A 17,540-nucleotide genomic window follows, 5' to 3' on the forward strand; every position below is an offset into this window, starting at 1 on the left:
AGTTTAAAGTGCATCCTGAATGCCATTTTAAGGCGTTTACCGTCTGGTTGCCAGCCGCTCGAAAACCGAAAAATTTGCTACGTTTAGTTAAGACGCTTATCAGAGACCAAAAGATGAAAAAATATCGCCTTAGCGACGAAACCCGCCCCTGGCAATGGAAAAACGGCGAAACTACCCGCTCCGTCACGCTGCGGCAGATTATCGCGACAGTGGATTTTAACGACGTGACGGCCGGCACGAAAGGCGGCTGGGTTGACGATGAGCGCGCCCTCGCGCAGGACGGCGACTGTTGGATCTACGACGAAAACAGCGTGGTGTTCGCCGGTGCAACCGTGTCCGGCAACGCGCGTCTTACCCTGCCGTGCATCGTTAGTCACGATGCGAATATCAGCGGCAGCTGCTGGCTGGACGCGGCAGAAGTCAGCCACGGCGCGCGTATAAGTGACAACGTCACCATTCAGCACTCCTGCGTAAGGGGCGAGTGCCATCTCTACGGCGACGCCCGCATTCTGCACAACAGCGTTATCATCGCCGCCAAAGGGCTGACGCCGGACCATGACCAGATCCTGCAAATCTACGATAAGGCCACCGTCAGCCAGTCGCGCATTGTGCACCAGGCGCAAATCTACGGCGAAGCGATGGTGAATTTTGCCTTTGTTGAGCACCGCGCCGAAGTATTCGACAACGCCATCCTCGAAGGTAACGACCTGAATAACGTCTGGGTGTGCGACTGCGCAAAGGTCTATGGCAACGCCCGCGTGATTGCCGGTTATGACGACGATGCTATTCCGACGGTGCGCTACAGCTCTCAGATTGCGGAGAATGCCGTGGTGGAGGGAAACTGCGTCATCAAGCACCACGTTCTGATTGGCGGTCAGGCCTGGCTGCGCGGCGGGCCGATCATGCTGGATGACAAAGTGGTGATCCAGGGACGCGCGAGGATCAGCGGGGATGTACTCATCGAGCACCGGGTTGAAATCACCGATGATGCGGTCATCGAAGCGTTTACCGGGGAGAGCATTCACCTGCGCGGCGAAAAAGTGATTAACGGCGACCAGCGCATCACCCGCACCCCGCTGCTGGGAGCGTTATAGGGCGTAGATCTTCCCGTAGATATTCACATCGTCAAAGCGGCCATTCAGGTATTCCGCTTCCCGCAGGCATCCTTCCAGCGTAAAACCGTTACGCACGGCAACGCTGTTGCTGTGCTGATTCGCCACCCGACACTTGATCACAAAACGGCGGATCTCCCCGCGTTCGACGTAGTAGCGCATAAACGCCTGCAGTGACCGGGAGAGAATGCCCTGCCCCTGATGGCTTTCATCCAGCCAGTAGCCGATGTACCCGGCCTTGTTGGCTGGTTCAATCGTATTGAACGACAGCACGCCGACCAGTTCATCACTCTTGAATATCAAAAACATTTTGGCGTAGCCGCGCTGGTGCAGCATCTGGTTACTTTGCACGTTGCGGCGGGTATCGTCCTCGCTGCCCACGTGCTGCGCCCAGTCAAAGGCGGTTTGCAGAAAGGTTTTGTTTTTGACGACGAGATTATGCAGATCGGCGGCGTAGCGCTCTTCGACGGCGCGAAGCTCGAGAGCGTCAGATACCGGGATAATTTCGGATTTTGCTGCGGTCATTGCCCCTCACCCTAACCCTCTCCCAAAGGGAGAGGGAATCGATCGTTAACGCATTATCCGGTCGTCAACGTAGTTACGTTTATCCGGCGCCGGTGGGAAATACTGGTACAGCCAGGTTTCACTGATGGCATCGCCCTGGCAGCGCAGGAACAGGCGCATATCCACCGGCTCCGTCGAATCCGAGGTTGGGTACCAGTCAAACAGGATGCGATAGCCGTCAAACGGCTCAACGTAGAGGATCTCAACCTGCTTCGCTTCACCGCTGGAGAGCGTAATCACCGGCTCGATGCCTTTTGGCGCAGCGGCCTTGAGGTCGCCACCGACGAAGTCGATAGCAAAGCGACGGGCCCACACTTTCGGGTAATTTTCGCCCGGTGCCCAGCCTTCCGGGAAGCCGCCCATACCGGTACGGGTGGCGAAGACGTTGGCCAGCGGAGAACGCACCGGCGGCATGGCGCTCCAGTACAGACGATATTTAAAGTCCAGCTCGTCGCCCGCCTTCACCGCTTTTTCCGGCTGCCAGAAGCAGACCACGTTATCCAGCGTTTCGCCGGTGGTCGGGATCTCCATCAGGCCAACCGCGCCTTTACCCCAGTCGTTACGCGGTTCAACCCACAGGCTCGGGCGTTTGTTATACCAGCCCATCACGTCCTGATAGTGCGAGAAATCGCGGTCGAGCTGCAGCAGGCCGAACCCTTTCGGGTTTTTGTCCATATAGGCGTTAAACTGCAGCTTCTGCGGGTTGTTCAGCGGACGACAGATCCACTCCCCGTTGCCGCGCCACATTGCCAGGCGGTCGGAGTCATGAATTTGCGGGTGAATGGTGTCACACATGCGGCGTTCGTTATTGCCGCAGCTGAACATGCTGGTCATCGGCGCGATGCCGAGCTGCTTGATGTCCTTCCGCGCATAGAGATGGTTTTCCACCTCCATAATCACCTGGCTCTTCTCGCAGTGGATCACGAATTTATAGGCGCCGGTGATGCTCGGGCTGTCCAGCAGCGTGTAGACGGTAAAAGTCGTGTCGCCGGGCTTGACGGTTTCAAACCAGAAGGCGGTAAAGTCCGGGAACTCTTCCGGCGTGTCGGTAAAGGTGTCTACCGCCAGACCGCGCGCGGAAAGGCCGTACTGGTAGGTGTCATCTACCGCGCGGAAATAGCTCGCGCCCAGGAAAGAGACAATATCGCGACGCGCCAGCTCAGGCGCCTTAAAGGCGCGGAAGCCCGCAAAGCCGAGATCGCTTTGCCCTTCCAGCTGCTTGGTATCCACACCCGTTTCACCGTAGCTGAACAGCTCCGGACGGAAGTGGATCTCGCGCGCCATAGAGGTTGACTGGTCCAGCGAGAACATCCGCACGCGGCGGCGGAACCCCATCCCCATGTGGAAGAACTGCACGTCCAGCTGACGCCCTTCAATGTTGTTCCACAGTGACTGTTTTTCATCGTAGCGGATGGCGTTGTACGCCTGCGGCGTCATGGTTGCCAGCGTGTCCGGCAGCGGACGCGGCGCGCCACCCCACGGGGTTTTCGCCAGGTCATGCGCCATGGATTGCAGTACGGAGAAGTCGAAACGACGGCTCTGGCCGTCAGCAATGTCAGAGTCGGCAGCGTATGCCGCTTTGGAAAACAGGGAAGCAAGGCCAGATGTGCCGCTCAGGGCTGCCACTGCCAGCGAGCCTTTTAGAAAACGTCTGCGATTCATGCCTGGAAAAACGTCCTTATGGTCGTGTGAATGTGTTTCGCGCTCGGCGAAATGACGGCAAGAAAGAACGCACAGCCTAAACAAAAATGGTTAAGAATCCAATTGTTGGCCGGTGATTATATGAACAAAGTGAGAAATATTTTCTGTCGACCAGAACGGCCCGAAAGTGGTGTAAAAAACAGTAAATACACAAAATCATTCATGCTGGATCAAGGCGGCAAGTCTGAGAATCCCCAGGAGCTTACTTAAGTAAGTGACTGGGGTGAACAGACGCAGCCAACGCAGAGGCAGCTTGAAGGATGAAGTGTATTAAAAATGCCCCGTCAGGACATCAGCTGACGGGGCTAATGAGGCGGTTATTTTACGCTGACATCGATACCCGGGAAGTACTTATCAGCGAGTTTAGCGATCGTGCCGTCGGCACGTACTTTATCAATCGCGGCATCAAGCTGCTTTTTGGTGGCCTCGTCACCCTTACGCAACCCAAAACCGATCCCACTGCCGAGGATAGTGTCGTCAGACACCGGTTTGCCGATGAAGCCAAACCCTTTCCCCTGCGGCTTGCTGAGGAAACCTGCCTGCCCGGCCGCGGACATGACCAGCGAGGCGTCGATACGGCCATTCAGCAGATCGCCCCAGGCCATATTCTGATCTTTATAAGACACCACGGTGACACCCTGCTTTTCCCAGTGCTCTTTGGCATAGGTTTCCTGGATGGATCCCTGCAGCACGCCGATGGTTTTCCCCTTCAGCCCTTCTGGGGTTGCCTCAACCGCCGTACCTGCCTTGCCGACCAGCTGCGACGGAATACGGTAGATCGGCTGGGTAAAATCAATGCTCTTGCGGCGCTGCTCGGTGATGTTCATCGCCGAGTTGATGGCGTCAAATTTCTTCGCCACCAGGCCCGGGATCAGCGCATCAAAGGAGGTTTCAACCCAGCTGCACTTCAGCGCAGCCGCTTTGCAGATGGCATTCCCCAGCTCAACGTCAAACCCTTCCAGTTCGCCCGCCGCATTGCGGCTCTCAAACGGCGGATATTCCGCTTCCAGCCCGTAACGCAGCTCGGTAGCCGCGAAGGAAGAAAAAGTACACAGCAATCCCATGCCGACAACTAACGCGCGTAATTTCATCTCATACTCCTCAGCGTGGTTTAACCCGACACAGGGCCTGGGCACCTGCCCGTAATGTCGCCTCATCTTTCGCAAAAGAGAGACGAATCAATTTATTATCCGTACCGTCCGCATAAAACGCCGACAGCGGAATGGTGGCAACGCCGTACTCAACGATCAGCCGTTTCACCAGCTCGCTGTCGCGCTCGTCGCTGAACTGGCTGTAGTCCGCCAGCATGAAGAACGATCCGGCGCTCGGCAGCAGGGTAAACGGCGAATCGGCCAGCAGGCTGTGCAGCAGATCGCGCTTGCGCTGGTAAAACGCCGACAGCGACAGCCAGGTTTGCGGGTCGACCATATGCTCAGCAAACGCGTACTGCATTGGCGTATCGGCAGAAAACATTAAAAATTGATGGACTTTACAAATCTCGTCCATCAGTACCGCCGGTGCAACACAGTAACCCACGCGCCACCCGGTGACGTGATAGGTTTTTCCGAAAGAGGAAATAATCACGCTGCGCTCCGCCAGCTGCGGGTGCGTGGCCATCCCGTGATGCGGCTCGCCGTCAAAAACGACGTGTTCGTACACTTCGTCAGACAAAATAATGATGTCGGTATTGCGCGTCAGCGCCGCCAGCTGCTGCAGGTCACTGGCGGAGAAGACCTGACCGCTCGGGTTGTGCGGCGTGTTGATGATGATCATGCGCGTGCGCGGGGTGATCGCAGCGCGAACCTCATCCCAGTTGACGGCAAAATCCGGCACGGTGAGCTTGATGGCAATCGGGGTTGCCCCCTGCAGACGGACAATCGGCGCGTAGCTGTCAAAGGACGGCTCAAAGTAGATCACCTCATCGCCCGGATGCACCAGCCCGCTAATCGCCGAATAGAGCCCTTCGCTGGCGCTGGCGGTCACCAGCACCTCGCTGGCAGGGTCGTACTGCGTGCCGTAGAGCGTGGCAATTTTATCGGCAATACGTTCTCTGAGCGGCTGCAGACCGGTCATCGACGCGTACTGGTTATGCCCCGCCTCCATTGCGCGGGTGACGCCCGCAATCAGCTTCGGGTCGCAGGAAAAATTCGGTGCGCCCTGAGAAAGGTTAATCGCGTTATGCTGCGCCGAGAGCTGGCCGATAACGGTAAAAATGGTGGTTCCCACATCCGGCAGTTTGGAGCGCGTTTGCACTGGCGTTCGTAAAGTCATCCTCTTTCCCTTCTCATGGACATTGCATAACTATTCAAACAACATCTGTGCTGTCGGGACAATCGAATTGTTGTCATAATAGCCATGAGAAAAATGCATAGCTGAGGTGTTTTCTATGTCACGCCGTTCGCTCCCCCTTAATGCCATCGACGCTTTTTTAGTCACCGCGCGTCACCTCAATCTTACCCATGCTGCGGCGGAACTGTGTCTGACGCAGGGGGCCGTGAGCCGTAAGATTGCCTCCCTTGAGGCGTGGTTTGGCTTTCCGCTTTTTGAACGCCACGCGCGCGGGCTGCGCCTCTCACCGCAGGGTAGCGCCCTGCTTCCGGAGCTGCAGTCCGCTTTCGAGCAGCTGCTGTCCGTGGCCGACCAGGCCCGCAGCCAACACACCGTGATCCGTCTGAAGGCCCCCACCTGCGCCATGCGCTGGCTGGTGCCGCGCCTGCTGGAGGTGGAGCGCGAGCATCCGGATCTGCAGATCGCGCTGACCACCACCACCGATCACAACGTCAATTTCAAAACCGAATCTTACGACGCGGCCATTGTGTTCGGCACGCACATGAGCGCAGGCGATTTGCTGTTCGAAGAGGCGCTCACGCCGGTGTTCAGCCCGGTGCGGGCGGGTGCTGCGCTGGGTTCGCTGACGTTTCTGCACCCGACAAGGGACAAGACAGACTGGTCGCTGTGGCTGACGAAACAGGAAGGTCCGGGCTTTGCCATGCATAAAAATCAACACTTCGATACGATGGATCTCGCCATTACGGCCGCCATTCAGGGGCTCGGCGTCGCCATCGCCGACGAAACGCTGGTGGCAGAAGATATTCACGCGGGAAGGCTGGTACGGCCCTATGAGACAAGCATAAAAACCGGCGCAAGCTACCGGCTGGTGCTGCGCGAAACGCCAGGCGAGGAAAATGGACTGGCGGCGTTTCGCGCCTGTTTGCTTAATCGAGGCTGACGTGGTGCTTCATCACCCGTTTGAAGAGGCTCATGCGGGCGCGCATAAAGCGGTTTTCAAGCCTGAAAGCTGCATGTTTATTCACGCCAATGCGTAACAGAACGTCCCGCCCTTTACGGCACGCGGGCCAGTGCGTCGGCCCGGGCAGGATGTCGCGACGACCCGCGTCACGCGCAAAGCTCACCCAGTAATCCGCCACCTGGGCAGCAAACTGCAGATCTCGCTCATTGACGTACTGTCGTGAAGGCTCCACCTGACCGAGCGTATCGAAGACGTAGGGAACTTCGTTGCCGTGCCAGGCACCGTTGATGTACGTGGCATGTTCCGCCTCTGCGACATAGTCAAACCAGTAACGCCAGCACAACCCACCGACGCGCTGCTGGGCCTGCATCACCACGTAGCCCATCGTGGTAAACGCCATGTCGCGACACACCTGCCTGCCCAGTTCTTCATCGCCCTTCACGCCCGGGTAGAGCAGCTTAATCAGCCCCAGCCCGAAGCGGCGCTCCCGGCGAAGCTTCTGAATTTGTCCGGCGAGATCGATGCCAAACACCGCCATCACGCTGGCTTCATCGCTGTTGGAGCCAATCATCACCGGCACCGGATGCTGACGCGCGGCGAAAAAGACGTCAAGCATGGCTTCCGGCAGAACACAGTCTCCTGCGATAGGCGCCGGAGCGACGTTCAGCGGCGCGGTGAGCGGCCAGAACGCCTCGGGCGAAATGGCGCGCAGCTGCCCGGCGGTCGCATTTTCCAGCCCGAAATGGGCGGCCAGCGCTTCCCCTTTTTGCAGCGCCTGCTCGCGCGGCGTGTCCGGTAAGGTGTATCCGCTTTGCACAATCGCCTTGTGGAACAATCCTGCTGCCAGCGGAGAGGCCAGCAGCGAGAGCACGCTCCGCGCGCCAGCGGATTCGCCAAACAGGGTCACATTGGCGGGATCGCCGCCAAACCCGGCGATGTTATCCCGCACCCATTCGAGCGCGGCGATCTGATCCAGCAGGGCAAAATTATGCACCACGCGCCCTTCCTCGCCTTCCAGCGCGGGATGGGCGAAAAAGCCGAGATGGCCGAGACGGTAGTTAATCGTGACCACAACCACGCCGCGCGTGGCCAGCGCTTTGCCGTTATACGGCGGCAGGCCTCCGGCACCAATCGTAAACCCGCCTCCGTGCAGCCAGACCATAACCGGAAGCGGCTCGGCCCGCTCTGCGGGAGACCAGACGTTAAGGTAGAGGCAATCTTCGGAAAACTGGCCCGGATCGCCGCCGCCGAGCTCCTGACAATACTCGCTGCTTTGCCAGCTTGAGGGCGAGAATGCCGTGGCCTCGCGCAGCCCATCCCAGCGTTCAGGCGGCCGGGGCGAGCGCCAGCGCCACTCCCCCACGGGCGGCGCGGCGTAGGGAATACCGCACCAGACGTGGACGTTCTCATCGGTTAAACCAGACAGTGCGCCCTGGCGCGTTTCAACCACAGGGGCGGAAGGATTTTGCATAACGACCTTAATTTTTCCATCACACCCCAGCAGAGTAACGATTTCAGAGCAAACCGCAACGCTGTTTACTGCGCGTTTCAGCCTCCTGGTAGAGCGTAAACTCGTCATACACCGGGCATCCCAGCGCGTCTTCAAACGCATCGCGGCTGGCGTTACCGTGGCTGCGGGCCTGGGTTTCGTTCCCGAGGTTGGACTGGAAAATCCCCGCGGCGCTGACCGGGAGGAAATCTTCGTAGGTGATCGGCTGGGCAACCACCCATCCGCGCTCGATCAGGGGCTGCGGATCGTCGCCCGGACGAAACGCATGCCGATGCGCTTCCCCGGCTGGCGTCAGGCGGTAGCGGAAATAAGCCAGCTCCTGACGGCGCATGAGCATTTCGCTGTCCGGGAAGGCGCTAAAGATCTCCCGCAGATGCAGCTGATGGGTCAGGTTATCTTTACCGGTACCGGCCTGGGCGAGAAGGCTATCGTACAGTTCACGGCCTTTCGGGGTCAGCGCCACGCCGCGCTGTTCAATCTCACCGAAGCGCGCGGTGTGGGTGCCTTTATGTTCACCGGCAAACAGCACCGGCTCTTCCAGCGCCTTGAAGCTGGTTTGACGCAATAAGACGGGCACCTCGCGACGCGGCGGCCCTTCGATCAGAATTTTTGGCTCGATACCGTACTTCGGCATCAGCTCCTGCACCCGGTCAATGTCAAGCGTGCGCGGCGTGAGGTGGTTAATGTGGCAGCCCGGGAAGCAGACCACGTCGGCAATCAGACGGTGCTCGTTGTGCAGCGCCAGATAGGTTTCCTGATCGACCGTCGCATGGCGGTGCCAGCGGAAGGTTTCTAACGCTTCCTGCACAAATTCGTGCGCCTGTGCGTCAGTAAACAGCCCTTCCGACTCGTGGAGGTCGATCAGTTCCAGGCAGCGCGGGGTGAAGATGTTGCGGTGAGACAGGATCTCCGCGGCCCGCTCGCGCAGCGCGACGTTTTCAATCAGCTCAAGACGCAGCAGCGAGGTAAAGATACGAAACGGATTTCGGCACAGCGCCGCATCCTCTATCGGACGAAACGCCGTTGAGTGGACGGGCACCCCCGCCTGAGAGAGATCGTAATAGCTGACCGGGTACATACCCATAATGGCAAACATACGGCGCAGGGTTGAAAGTTCCTGTGCCGTGCCCACGCGGATCGCCCCGTGACGCTCCACGTTCAGGCGCGCAAGCTCATCGGCGTTAGCCAGTTGTTCATGTAATAGTGGATTATTTTCCAGAACCGCCAGGTTTACGTCCGCAACCAGTTCAAGCAAGGTGCCGTACTGCGGAACTTCCTGCTGGTACATCGCCGACATAGCCTGCGAAAAGTGTTCCCGAATGTCATCAGCCGTGATGGTGTTCGCCATGATGTCATGCCTCCAGTGAATATTACCTGGAGTGTAGAGAAACCCGTTCCTTCCGGGGGGAAGAATTTCTGAATTGTGATCTTAAGACGACAGTGGTCAAACCGTGTGCTATCAGGCCCCTGAACAGTGCCGAACGGAACCGCCCTTTCAGCCTGAACGCTTTTATCCAGGATTTTCCTTATAATTATTTAGGGTTCCGCTTTCTATCTATAAAGGAGTATTTTTTGGCTCTCTTCTGAATGCAAATTAACCAATTCGAGTACGCCATTATTTTTATCCTCTTCTTTCAAATTTTTAGCTCGAAGTTAGGATTAATCTGAATGGTTGTTTACAAGTCCTTCCTGTCTATCCATATTTCTCTTTTAAGCGAAGCGCAAATTTACAAATATTTAAAAATAACGCAACCGCAAATAGCAAAACGCATTTGACGGATGACGCACAGCGACTAGAGTTATTACTCGAACGACGAGTGATACGGAATATTTTCGTATCGTACTGACATAACCAATATATGACTATGAGGTTTAATATGGCAGAGCATCGTGGTGGTTCCGGTAATTTCGCTGAAGACCGTGAAAAAGCATCAGAAGCTGGACGTAAAGGTGGCCAGCATAGCGGTGGGAACTTTAAAAACGATCCGCAACGCGCTTCTGAAGCGGGTAAAAAAGGAGGACAGAACAGTCACGGCGGAGGCCGTAAATCTGATAACTCCTGATCTTATTTAATACTCTTTTAATAAAACCAGAGAGCATGCTGCGGGCTGAAAAGCTCGCAGTACCCTTTCTTTATTTTACCGGAGCGTAATTATTATGAATATGAAAAGCGTCGAGGATGTCTTTATTCATCTTCTGTCGGACACCTACAGCGCAGAAAAGCAGCTTACCCGTGCGTTAAGCAAACTTGCCCGCGCCGCCTCCAGCGAGAAGCTGAGCGCCGCTTTTACCGCACACCTTGAGGAGACGCAGGGTCAGATCGAACGTATCGACCAGATCGTCGAGCAGGAAGACGGTATCAAGCTTAAGCGCATGAAGTGCGTGGCGATGGAAGGCTTAATTGAAGAAGCCAACGAAGTCATCGAAAGCACGGAAAAAAATGAAGTACGTGATGCCGCACTTATTGCCGCCGCGCAAAAAGTCGAACATTACGAAATTGCCAGCTACGGTACCCTTGCCACATTAGCAGAACAACTGGGCTATAAAAAAGCCGTTAAGCTTCTTGCCGAAACGCTGGAAGAAGAAAAAGAGACCGACCTTAAACTCACCGACCTGGCCGTAGGAAATATTAACCAAAAAGCGCAGAAATGACGCAATAATACAGGTTAAATAAAATGAGCATCAGTCCCAGGACAATTAAACGGTGCCATTTAGCGGCAGCCATAATATGGTTCATTCTCGCCATTCCCTCCGTAATTTGGTGGAAGAACAGCGTGCTATGGGTCATTATCATCAGCATTTACGCCAATATTGTCGGCCATTTATCTGGCTACAGTGCCGCGCGTGCCGATCAGGCTGCTGAAAGTGAGACCAAATAAGCGAACCCCTAATGAGGATACAATGATGAATCACGTAGAACACTACCATGACTGGCTACGCGATGCCCATGCGATGGAAAAGCAAGCCGAATCTATGCTGGAATCCATGGCCAGCCGTATCGATAATTATCCTGATGTTCGCGCCAGAATTGAGCAGCATATTAATGAGACAAAACGGCAAATTACATTGCTGGAAGAAATCCTCGACCGTAATGATATTTCTCGTTCGGTTTTAAAAGATTCGATGAGCAAAATGGCGGCGCTCGGCCAGTCCATCGGCGGCATGTTCCCGTCTGATGAGATCGTGAAGGGTTCGATCAGCGGCTATGTTTTCGAACAGTTTGAAATAGCCTGTTATACCTCCCTGCTCGCGGCGGCGAAGAAAGCAGGCGACACGGCCTCGGTACCTGCCATCGAGACGATTCTGGCCGAAGAACGCGAAATGGCCGACTGGCTGATTCGCCATATTCCGCAGACCACGGAACAGTTCCTGCTGCGTTCAGACGCATCGGGCGTCGAAGCAAAAAAATAATCAGGGAGAATCGCCATGTTCCGACACGTCAAACAGCTGCAATATACGGTTCGCGTTGCCGAACCGAACCCAGGCCTCGCCAACCTTTTACTGGAACAGTTCGGTGGGCCTCAGGGCGAACTGGCTGCCGCCTGCCGGTACTTTACCCAAGGATTGAGCGATGACGATCCGGGCCGTAAAGATATGCTGATGGATATCGCGACCGAGGAGCTAAGCCACCTCGAAATCATCGGTACCCTGGTCGGCATGCTGAATAAAGGCGCCAAAGGCGCGCTGGCGGAAGGGGTGGAAAACGAGGCCGAGCTGTATCGCTCCATGACCGAAAACGGCAATGACAGCCACATCACCTCCCTGCTGTACGGTGGCGGCACCCCGCTCACTAACTCGGCGGGCGTGCCCTGGACGGCGGCCTACGTCGACACCATCGGCGAACCGACGGCGGACCTGCGCTCAAACGTGGCAGCAGAGGCCAGAGCGAAAATCATCTATGAACGGCTGATCAACGTGACCGACGATCCCGGCGTAAAGGATGCCCTGGCGTTTCTGATGACGCGCGAGGCGGCGCATCAGCTCTCCTTTGAGAAGGCGCTGCAGTCCATCCGTAATAATTTCCCACCGGGAAAATTGCCGCCAATCGAGGAATTCACCAACAAGTACTACAATATGTCTGAAGGTGGAGAGGTTCGCGGAAGCTGGAACAGCGATAAACATTTCGATTACGTTGAGTCCCCCCAGCCTGCGGTTGACGGCGGCGATGGCAGCGCAAGCGTCACGCTCACGACCGAACAGGCAACCCTGCTCAAGGCGATGTCTGCCCGCACGAAGTCCGATCCACATTCTGACCCGTTGACCGGTGCCGAGCTGGGTGCCGGTAAGACTAAACCGTAATCGGTTTTGCCGGGCAGCCATAAACTGCCCGGCAATTCTCGTGCCCCATCGTTTCAGAGGTACGGACCATGTTCGAACTCGACGCGTTCCATCTGGCCAGAATTCAGTTCGCTTTTACCGTCTCGTTTCATATCCTTTTTCCTGCGATCACCATCGGCCTCGCCAGCTATCTGGTGGTGCTGGAGGGCATGTGGCTGCGCACCAAAAACGACGTCTGGCGATCGTTGTACCATTTCTGGCTCAAGATATTTGCCGTTAACTTCGGGATGGGTGTCGTTTCCGGGCTGGTCATGGCGTACCAGTTTGGCACCAACTGGAGCGGTTTCTCACAGTTCGCGGGCAGTATTACCGGCCCCCTTCTGACCTATGAAGTCTTAACCGCCTTCTTCCTTGAAGCCGGTTTCCTTGGCGTCATGATGTTCGGCTGGAATAAGGTCGGCCCGGGCCTGCACTTCTTTTCAACCTGCATGGTGGCGCTCGGCACGCTGATGTCGACCTTCTGGATCCTCGCGTCCAACAGCTGGATGCATACGCCGCAGGGCTTCACTATCGAGAACGGACAGGTTATCCCGCAGGACTGGCTGGCGATCGTCTTTAATCCCTCTTTCCCTTATCGCCTTATTCATATGGCTATCGCCGCGTTTCTGAGCAGCGCGCTGTTTGTTGGCGCGTCGGGCGCATGGCACCTGCTGCGCGGTAACGATACCCCCGCCGTCCGCACCATGTTTTCCATGGCGATGTGGATGGCGCTGCTGGTCGCTCCCATCCAGGCGGTCGTGGGCGATATGCACGGCCTGAACACGCTAGAGCATCAGCCGGCCAAAATTGCCGCCATTGAGGGACACTGGGAAAATCCGCCGGGCGAGGCCACCCCGCTGCTGCTGTTTGGCCTGCCGGATATGGAGGAGGAGCGCACCAAATACGGTCTGGAGATCCCCGCGCTTGGCAGCCTTATCCTGACCCACAGTCTGGATAAGCAGGTCCCGGCGCTGAAGGATTTTCCGAAAGAAGATCGCCCTAATTCGACCATCGTCTTCTGGTCGTTCCGCGTCATGGTCGGGATGGGGCTGCTGATGATTACCCTCGGGCTGATTAGCGTCTGGCTGCGCTATCGTCATCGACTTTTCCACTCTCGCCCGTTCCACTGGTTTGCCCTCTGCATGGGGCCTGCCGGGCTGCTGGCGCTGCTCGCCGGCTGGGTCACCACCGAGGTGGGCCGTCAGCCGTGGGTGGTCTACGGCTATCTGCGCACCATCGACGCGGTATCGCTGCACAGCACCCTGCAGATGAGCATCAGCCTGCTGGCGTTCTTCGTCGTCTACTCGTCGGTGTTTGGGGTGGGCTATGTTTACCTCATCCGGCTGATTAAGAAAGGACCGCAGCCTGTCGATACGCTGACGTCAAACACCTCGGGCACACCCGCCCGTCCGCTGTCTGCCGCTGAGTCTGTTCCTGAACAGGAGAGAAACTGATGGGCGTCGATATCTCAGTTATCTGGTTTGCCATCATCGTCTTTGCCACGCTGATGTACATCATCATGGATGGCTTCGATTTGGGTATCGGCCTGCTGTTTAACTTCGTGGGCGATGCGAAGGAGCGCGATGTGATGGTCAACAGCGTGGCGCCGGTCTGGGACGGCAACGAGACCTGGCTGGTGCTCGGCGGCGCGGGCCTTTTCGGCGCGTTTCCGCTGGCCTATGCGGTGATTATTGATGCGCTCACCATTCCTCTCACCGCGATGCTGATCGGCCTCATCTTCCGCGGCGTCGCCTTTGAGTTCCGCTTCAAAGCCACGCCGTCGCACCGCAAATTCTGGGATTACTCCTTTGCCGGCGGCTCTCTGCTCGCCACCTTCAGCCAGGGCGTGGTGGTGGGCGCCGTGATTAACGGCTTTGACGTTGAGGGGCGGCGTTTCGTCGGCTCCGCGCTTGACTGGCTCACCCCCTTTAACCTCTTCTGCGGTATCGGGCTGGTTGTGGCCTACACGCTGCTGGGCACCACCTGGCTCATCATGAAAAGTGAGGGCGCGCTGCAGGCCCGCATGCGCGAGCTGACCCGCCACGTGCTGCTGGCGCTGGTCGTGGTGATTGCGGTAGTGAGCATCTGGACGCCGCTCGGCTGGCAGTACGTGGCCGACCGCTGGTTTACCCTGCCCAACTTCGTCTGGTTCCTGCCGGTGCCTCTGCTGGTTGCGCTTTTCAGCGTGCTGATCTGGCGCCTGACCCGCAACCCGGCCAGCCACTCCCGACCCTTCCTGCTGACGCTGGGGCTTATTTTCCTCGGGTTTAGCGGGCTCGGCATCAGCCTCTGGCCGAACATTATTCCGCCGCGCATCACCCTGTGGGAAGCCGCGGCCCCGCCTGCCAGCCAGCTGTTTATGCTGGTAGGCACGTTGCTGATTATCCCGGTGATCCTGGTGTACACCGCCTGGAGCTACTACGTCTTTCGGGGCAAAGTGTCTGATACTGAAGGCTATCACTGAGGAACGCTATGACCGACTGGCATACACGAGCCATTATTTATCAGATTGATACCGCGCTTTTTTATGATTTGAACGGCGATGGCTGCGGGGACATCGCCGGGATCGCGGCCAAGCTGCGCTATATACGCCGCATGGGGGCGACGGTCATCTGGATCACCCCGTTTTACCTCACGCCCTTTCTCGATGAAGGCTACGACGTCAGCGACCACCTCCAGGTGGATCCCCGCTTCGGAAAGCTGGCCGATATCATCGCCTTTATCGAGCAGGCCCGCGAGCTGGGCATGCAGGTCATTATCGAGCTGCTGATCCAGCACACGTCGGACGCGCATCCCTGGTTCCAGCAGGCCCGCCGCAACCCGGCGTCACCCTATCGTGATTACTACCTCTGGTCGGATAACGACGAGGACGATACGCCCCCCATGTTTCCCGGCGTGGAAAAGAGCATCTGGAGCTGGGACGACGAGGCGGGACAATACTACCGGCACATGTTTTATCGCCACGAGCCGGATCTGAACCTCACCTCGCCCGCGGTGCTTAAAGAGATTGAAAACATCATCCTCTTCTGGCTCAAGCTGGGCGTGTCGGGATTTCGCCTCGATGCCGCGTCCCACCTCACCACCCAGGCGGGAAACGGTGATGAAAAAAAGGGCCTGTGGATCCTCGAACATATGCGGCGTCTTATCGAAGAGCGCAATCCGGACGCGATCCTGCTGGGCGAAGTTGACGTAGACGTTGAGGCCTATAAAGACTACTTCGGCAATAACGACCGTCTGAATCTGGTGCTCAATTTCTGGCTCAACAAGTATTTCTACGTCAGCCTGGCCCGCAAAAGCGCCCGCCCGCTGCGCAATGCGGTGAAGAAGATGATCGTCCCGCCTGACTCCTGCTGTTTTGCCAACTGGCTGCGCAATCACGACGAGCTGGATCTGGAAGGCATCAGTCAGAAAGACAAACAGTTTGTCCTGGATACCTTCGCCCCTGATGAGGAGATGAACGTCTATCAGCGCGGGATCCGCCGCCGCCTGGCCCCGATGCTCAACGGCGATCGGAAGCGGCTGGCGTTCTGCCACGCGGTGCTGTTTTCCCTGCCGGGTGTCCCGGTGATGCGCTACGGCGACGAGATCGGCATGGGTGACGACCTGGATCTGGAGGAGCGCTACGCCGTCCGCACGCCGATGCAGTGGGCAGGTTCGCAAGGAGGCGGTTTCTCTGCAGCCGACCCGGAAAAATTTATCGCGCCGATTATCGACCATGGCCCTTACCGCTATCAGAAAGTCAACGTCGCCGATTCGCTGCTTCACCACAACTCGCTTTTGCACCGGATCATCGATATTGCCACTACCCGCTCGGAGTTCCCCGAAATAGCCGTTGCGCCCTTTCGCCTTATCGCAATCGATGATGACGCGGTGCTGGGGCTTTATTACGAGACCGACGAGCGCAGCATCCTGACCTTCGTCAACTTCAGCGACCAGCCGGTGCAGTTCACCGCCAAAGGGATCCGCAACGCCACCTGGACCGCCTGTCTCGAGGACAAGCGCTACGATGACGCGCTGATTTGCGGTAAAACCGTTCAGCTCAGCCTTGGCGGCTACGGCTATCGCTGGTTCTGGACGCACCGTAGCGCGCTGCGCTGACTACGGTTTCCGGCGAGTTATCAGACGCGTCAGCACTATTCCCGCCACCGCGAGGGCGCCCAGGGCCACTTTCCCCGGCATGCCGGAGGTGACGGACGGCGCGCGGGTTTTCGCCTCGTCAGTAAAACGGCCATGGATTTTATGCAGATCGTTAACCGGCTGGTCGAGGTAGTCCCGGCGATCCGGCGCGTTGAGATCGTCGGTCATCTGGCCTTCCCACGCCTTTTTCACCATCAGCCGGTCAAGAAAACCGGGGAAGAAAAATTGCCCGACGATTGACTGAATGGTGCTGCTGCCAACCCACAGCTCGCGCACCGGCTTTTGCGCCACCCTGAAGATGGCGCTGGCGGCCACCTCAGGCTCAAAGACCGGCGGCACCGGGCGCATCGCCCAGGCGAACTTGTTCCTCGCCCATTCGAACTGCGGGGTATTGAGCCCCGGCATCTGGACCATCGAAAGCTGAACCCGGCTGTTCTCATGCATCAGCTCGGTACGCACCGCATCGGTGAACCCGCGGATCGCCGCCTTTGCCCCGCAGTAGGCTGACTGCAGCGGAATGGAACGGTAGGCCAGCGCGGAGCCCACCTGGATAATCACCCCCCTGTCGCGCGGAACCATAAGTTCGAGCGCGGCGCGAGTGCCGTTCACGTAGCCGAGGTAGGTCACGTCAGTCACGCGGCGGAACTCTTCCGGCGTGAGGGTTCGAAACGGTGCCAGCACGGCCCCCATCGCGTTGTTCACCCAGACATCAATCGCGCCGAGGCGATACTCAATTTCGTTAGCGGCATCCACCACCGCCTGGCTGTCGGCGACGTCCGCCTGCACGGCGTGGGCATTAACGCCAAAGCGCCGTAGCTCCTCCTGGGTAGAGTGCAGGCTGGCTTCATCACGGGCGATGAGCCCCACGTCGTAACCCGCCTTTGCAAAGTGCAGCGCCGTGGCTTTTCCCACGCCCGCCGTCCCGCCGGTAATCACTATGACAGCCATA

At 57.5% G+C, this 17,540-nt stretch carries 17 protein-coding genes; 10 read left to right on the forward strand and 7 right to left on the reverse strand.

Going from position 1 to position 17,540, the window contains the following annotated elements; all coding sequences use genetic code 11:
* The first annotated feature begins 113 nt into the window (after positions 1-113).
* Complete coding sequence (ydcK, locus tag M2422_RS03745; RefSeq protein ID WP_259139977.1) at positions 114-1,094, forward strand: YdcK family protein; 981 nt, start codon at positions 114-116, stop codon at positions 1,092-1,094.
* Here ydcK and rimL read toward each other — a convergent pair.
* The 4 genes from rimL to M2422_RS03765 all read right to left on the reverse strand — a co-directional run bounded on the left by rimL (position 1,089) and on the right by M2422_RS03765 (position 5,648).
* Complete coding sequence (gene rimL, locus M2422_RS03750; RefSeq protein ID WP_033145509.1) at positions 1,089-1,637, reverse strand: 50S ribosomal protein L7/L12-serine acetyltransferase; 549 nt, start codon at positions 1,635-1,637, stop codon at positions 1,089-1,091. The genes ydcK and rimL overlap by 6 nt on opposite strands.
* A gap of 45 nt (positions 1,638-1,682) precedes the next feature.
* Positions 1,683-3,338 carry a glucan biosynthesis protein D gene (locus M2422_RS03755; protein WP_033145508.1) on the reverse strand — a complete coding sequence of 552 codons (1,656 nt, stop codon included), beginning with the start codon at positions 3,336-3,338 and terminating at the stop codon, positions 1,683-1,685.
* A 356-nt stretch (positions 3,339-3,694) separates the two neighbouring features.
* On the reverse strand, positions 3,695-4,468 hold the full coding sequence (locus M2422_RS03760) for a transporter substrate-binding domain-containing protein (RefSeq protein ID WP_025756391.1): 774 nt from the start codon (positions 4,466-4,468) through the stop codon (positions 3,695-3,697).
* Between the two features lie 10 nt (positions 4,469-4,478).
* Positions 4,479-5,648, reverse strand: coding sequence for a pyridoxal phosphate-dependent aminotransferase (locus tag M2422_RS03765; protein ID WP_064672482.1), 1,170 nt, complete (start codon positions 5,646-5,648; stop codon positions 4,479-4,481).
* A 115-nt stretch (positions 5,649-5,763) separates the two neighbouring features.
* Here M2422_RS03765 and M2422_RS03770 point away from each other — a divergent pair, with 115 nt between their 5' ends.
* Positions 5,764-6,606, forward strand: a complete 843-nt coding sequence (locus M2422_RS03770; protein WP_033145505.1) for a LysR family transcriptional regulator — start codon at positions 5,764-5,766, stop codon at positions 6,604-6,606.
* Here M2422_RS03770 and M2422_RS03775 read toward each other — a convergent pair.
* Together M2422_RS03775 and M2422_RS03780 are read right to left on the reverse strand one after the other, a co-directional pair.
* Complete coding sequence (locus M2422_RS03775; protein ID WP_064672481.1) at positions 6,593-8,098, reverse strand: carboxylesterase/lipase family protein; 1,506 nt, start codon at positions 8,096-8,098, stop codon at positions 6,593-6,595. The two genes, M2422_RS03770 and M2422_RS03775, sit on opposite strands and share 14 nt — an antisense overlap.
* Before the next feature lie 43 nt (positions 8,099-8,141).
* Positions 8,142-9,485, reverse strand: coding sequence for a VOC family protein (locus tag M2422_RS03780; protein ID WP_064672480.1), 1,344 nt, complete (start codon positions 9,483-9,485; stop codon positions 8,142-8,144).
* A 529-nt stretch (positions 9,486-10,014) separates the two neighbouring features.
* On the opposite strand from M2422_RS03780, the gene M2422_RS03785 reads away from it, so the two are divergent.
* The 8 genes from M2422_RS03785 (at position 10,015) to M2422_RS03820 (ending at position 16,552) form a co-directional block, all read left to right on the forward strand.
* Positions 10,015-10,200 (forward strand): general stress protein, encoded by a 186-nt coding sequence (locus M2422_RS03785; RefSeq protein WP_004150795.1) that lies wholly within the window; start codon positions 10,015-10,017, stop codon positions 10,198-10,200.
* Between the two features lie 94 nt (positions 10,201-10,294).
* Positions 10,295-10,789, forward strand: a complete 495-nt coding sequence (locus M2422_RS03790; protein ID WP_008502272.1) for a ferritin-like domain-containing protein — start codon at positions 10,295-10,297, stop codon at positions 10,787-10,789.
* A gap of 23 nt (positions 10,790-10,812) precedes the next feature.
* On the forward strand, positions 10,813-11,016 hold the full coding sequence (locus tag M2422_RS03795) for a hypothetical protein (RefSeq protein ID WP_008502273.1): 204 nt from the start codon (positions 10,813-10,815) through the stop codon (positions 11,014-11,016).
* Positions 11,017-11,041: 25 nt separating this feature from the next.
* Positions 11,042-11,548, forward strand: a complete 507-nt coding sequence (locus tag M2422_RS03800; RefSeq protein WP_014831871.1) for a ferritin-like domain-containing protein — start codon at positions 11,042-11,044, stop codon at positions 11,546-11,548.
* Between the two features lie 15 nt (positions 11,549-11,563).
* Positions 11,564-12,436 carry a manganese catalase family protein gene (locus M2422_RS03805; RefSeq protein ID WP_064672479.1) on the forward strand — a complete coding sequence of 291 codons (873 nt, stop codon included), beginning with the start codon at positions 11,564-11,566 and terminating at the stop codon, positions 12,434-12,436.
* Positions 12,437-12,504: 68 nt separating this feature from the next.
* The gene (locus tag M2422_RS03810; RefSeq protein ID WP_033145500.1) at positions 12,505-13,908 is read left to right on the forward strand and encodes a cytochrome ubiquinol oxidase subunit I; all 1,404 of its coding nucleotides are present in this window, start codon (positions 12,505-12,507) and stop codon (positions 13,906-13,908) included.
* Positions 13,908-14,918 (forward strand): cytochrome d ubiquinol oxidase subunit II, encoded by a 1,011-nt coding sequence (gene cydB / locus M2422_RS03815; RefSeq protein WP_064672478.1) that lies wholly within the window; start codon positions 13,908-13,910, stop codon positions 14,916-14,918. Before M2422_RS03810 ends, cydB begins: the two co-directional genes overlap by 1 nt.
* A gap of 8 nt (positions 14,919-14,926) precedes the next feature.
* Positions 14,927-16,552, forward strand: coding sequence for an alpha-amylase family protein (locus M2422_RS03820; RefSeq protein WP_045888404.1), 1,626 nt, complete (start codon positions 14,927-14,929; stop codon positions 16,550-16,552).
* Here M2422_RS03820 and M2422_RS03825 read toward each other — a convergent pair whose 3' ends face one another.
* On the reverse strand, positions 16,553-17,539 hold the full coding sequence (locus tag M2422_RS03825) for an SDR family oxidoreductase (RefSeq protein ID WP_064672477.1): 987 nt from the start codon (positions 17,537-17,539) through the stop codon (positions 16,553-16,555).
* Position 17,540: the final 1 nt, after the last annotated feature.

It is taken from the genome of Enterobacter sp. SLBN-59, from assembly GCF_024807915.1.
Classification (GTDB): Bacteria; Pseudomonadota; Gammaproteobacteria; order Enterobacterales; family Enterobacteriaceae; genus Enterobacter; species Enterobacter asburiae_B.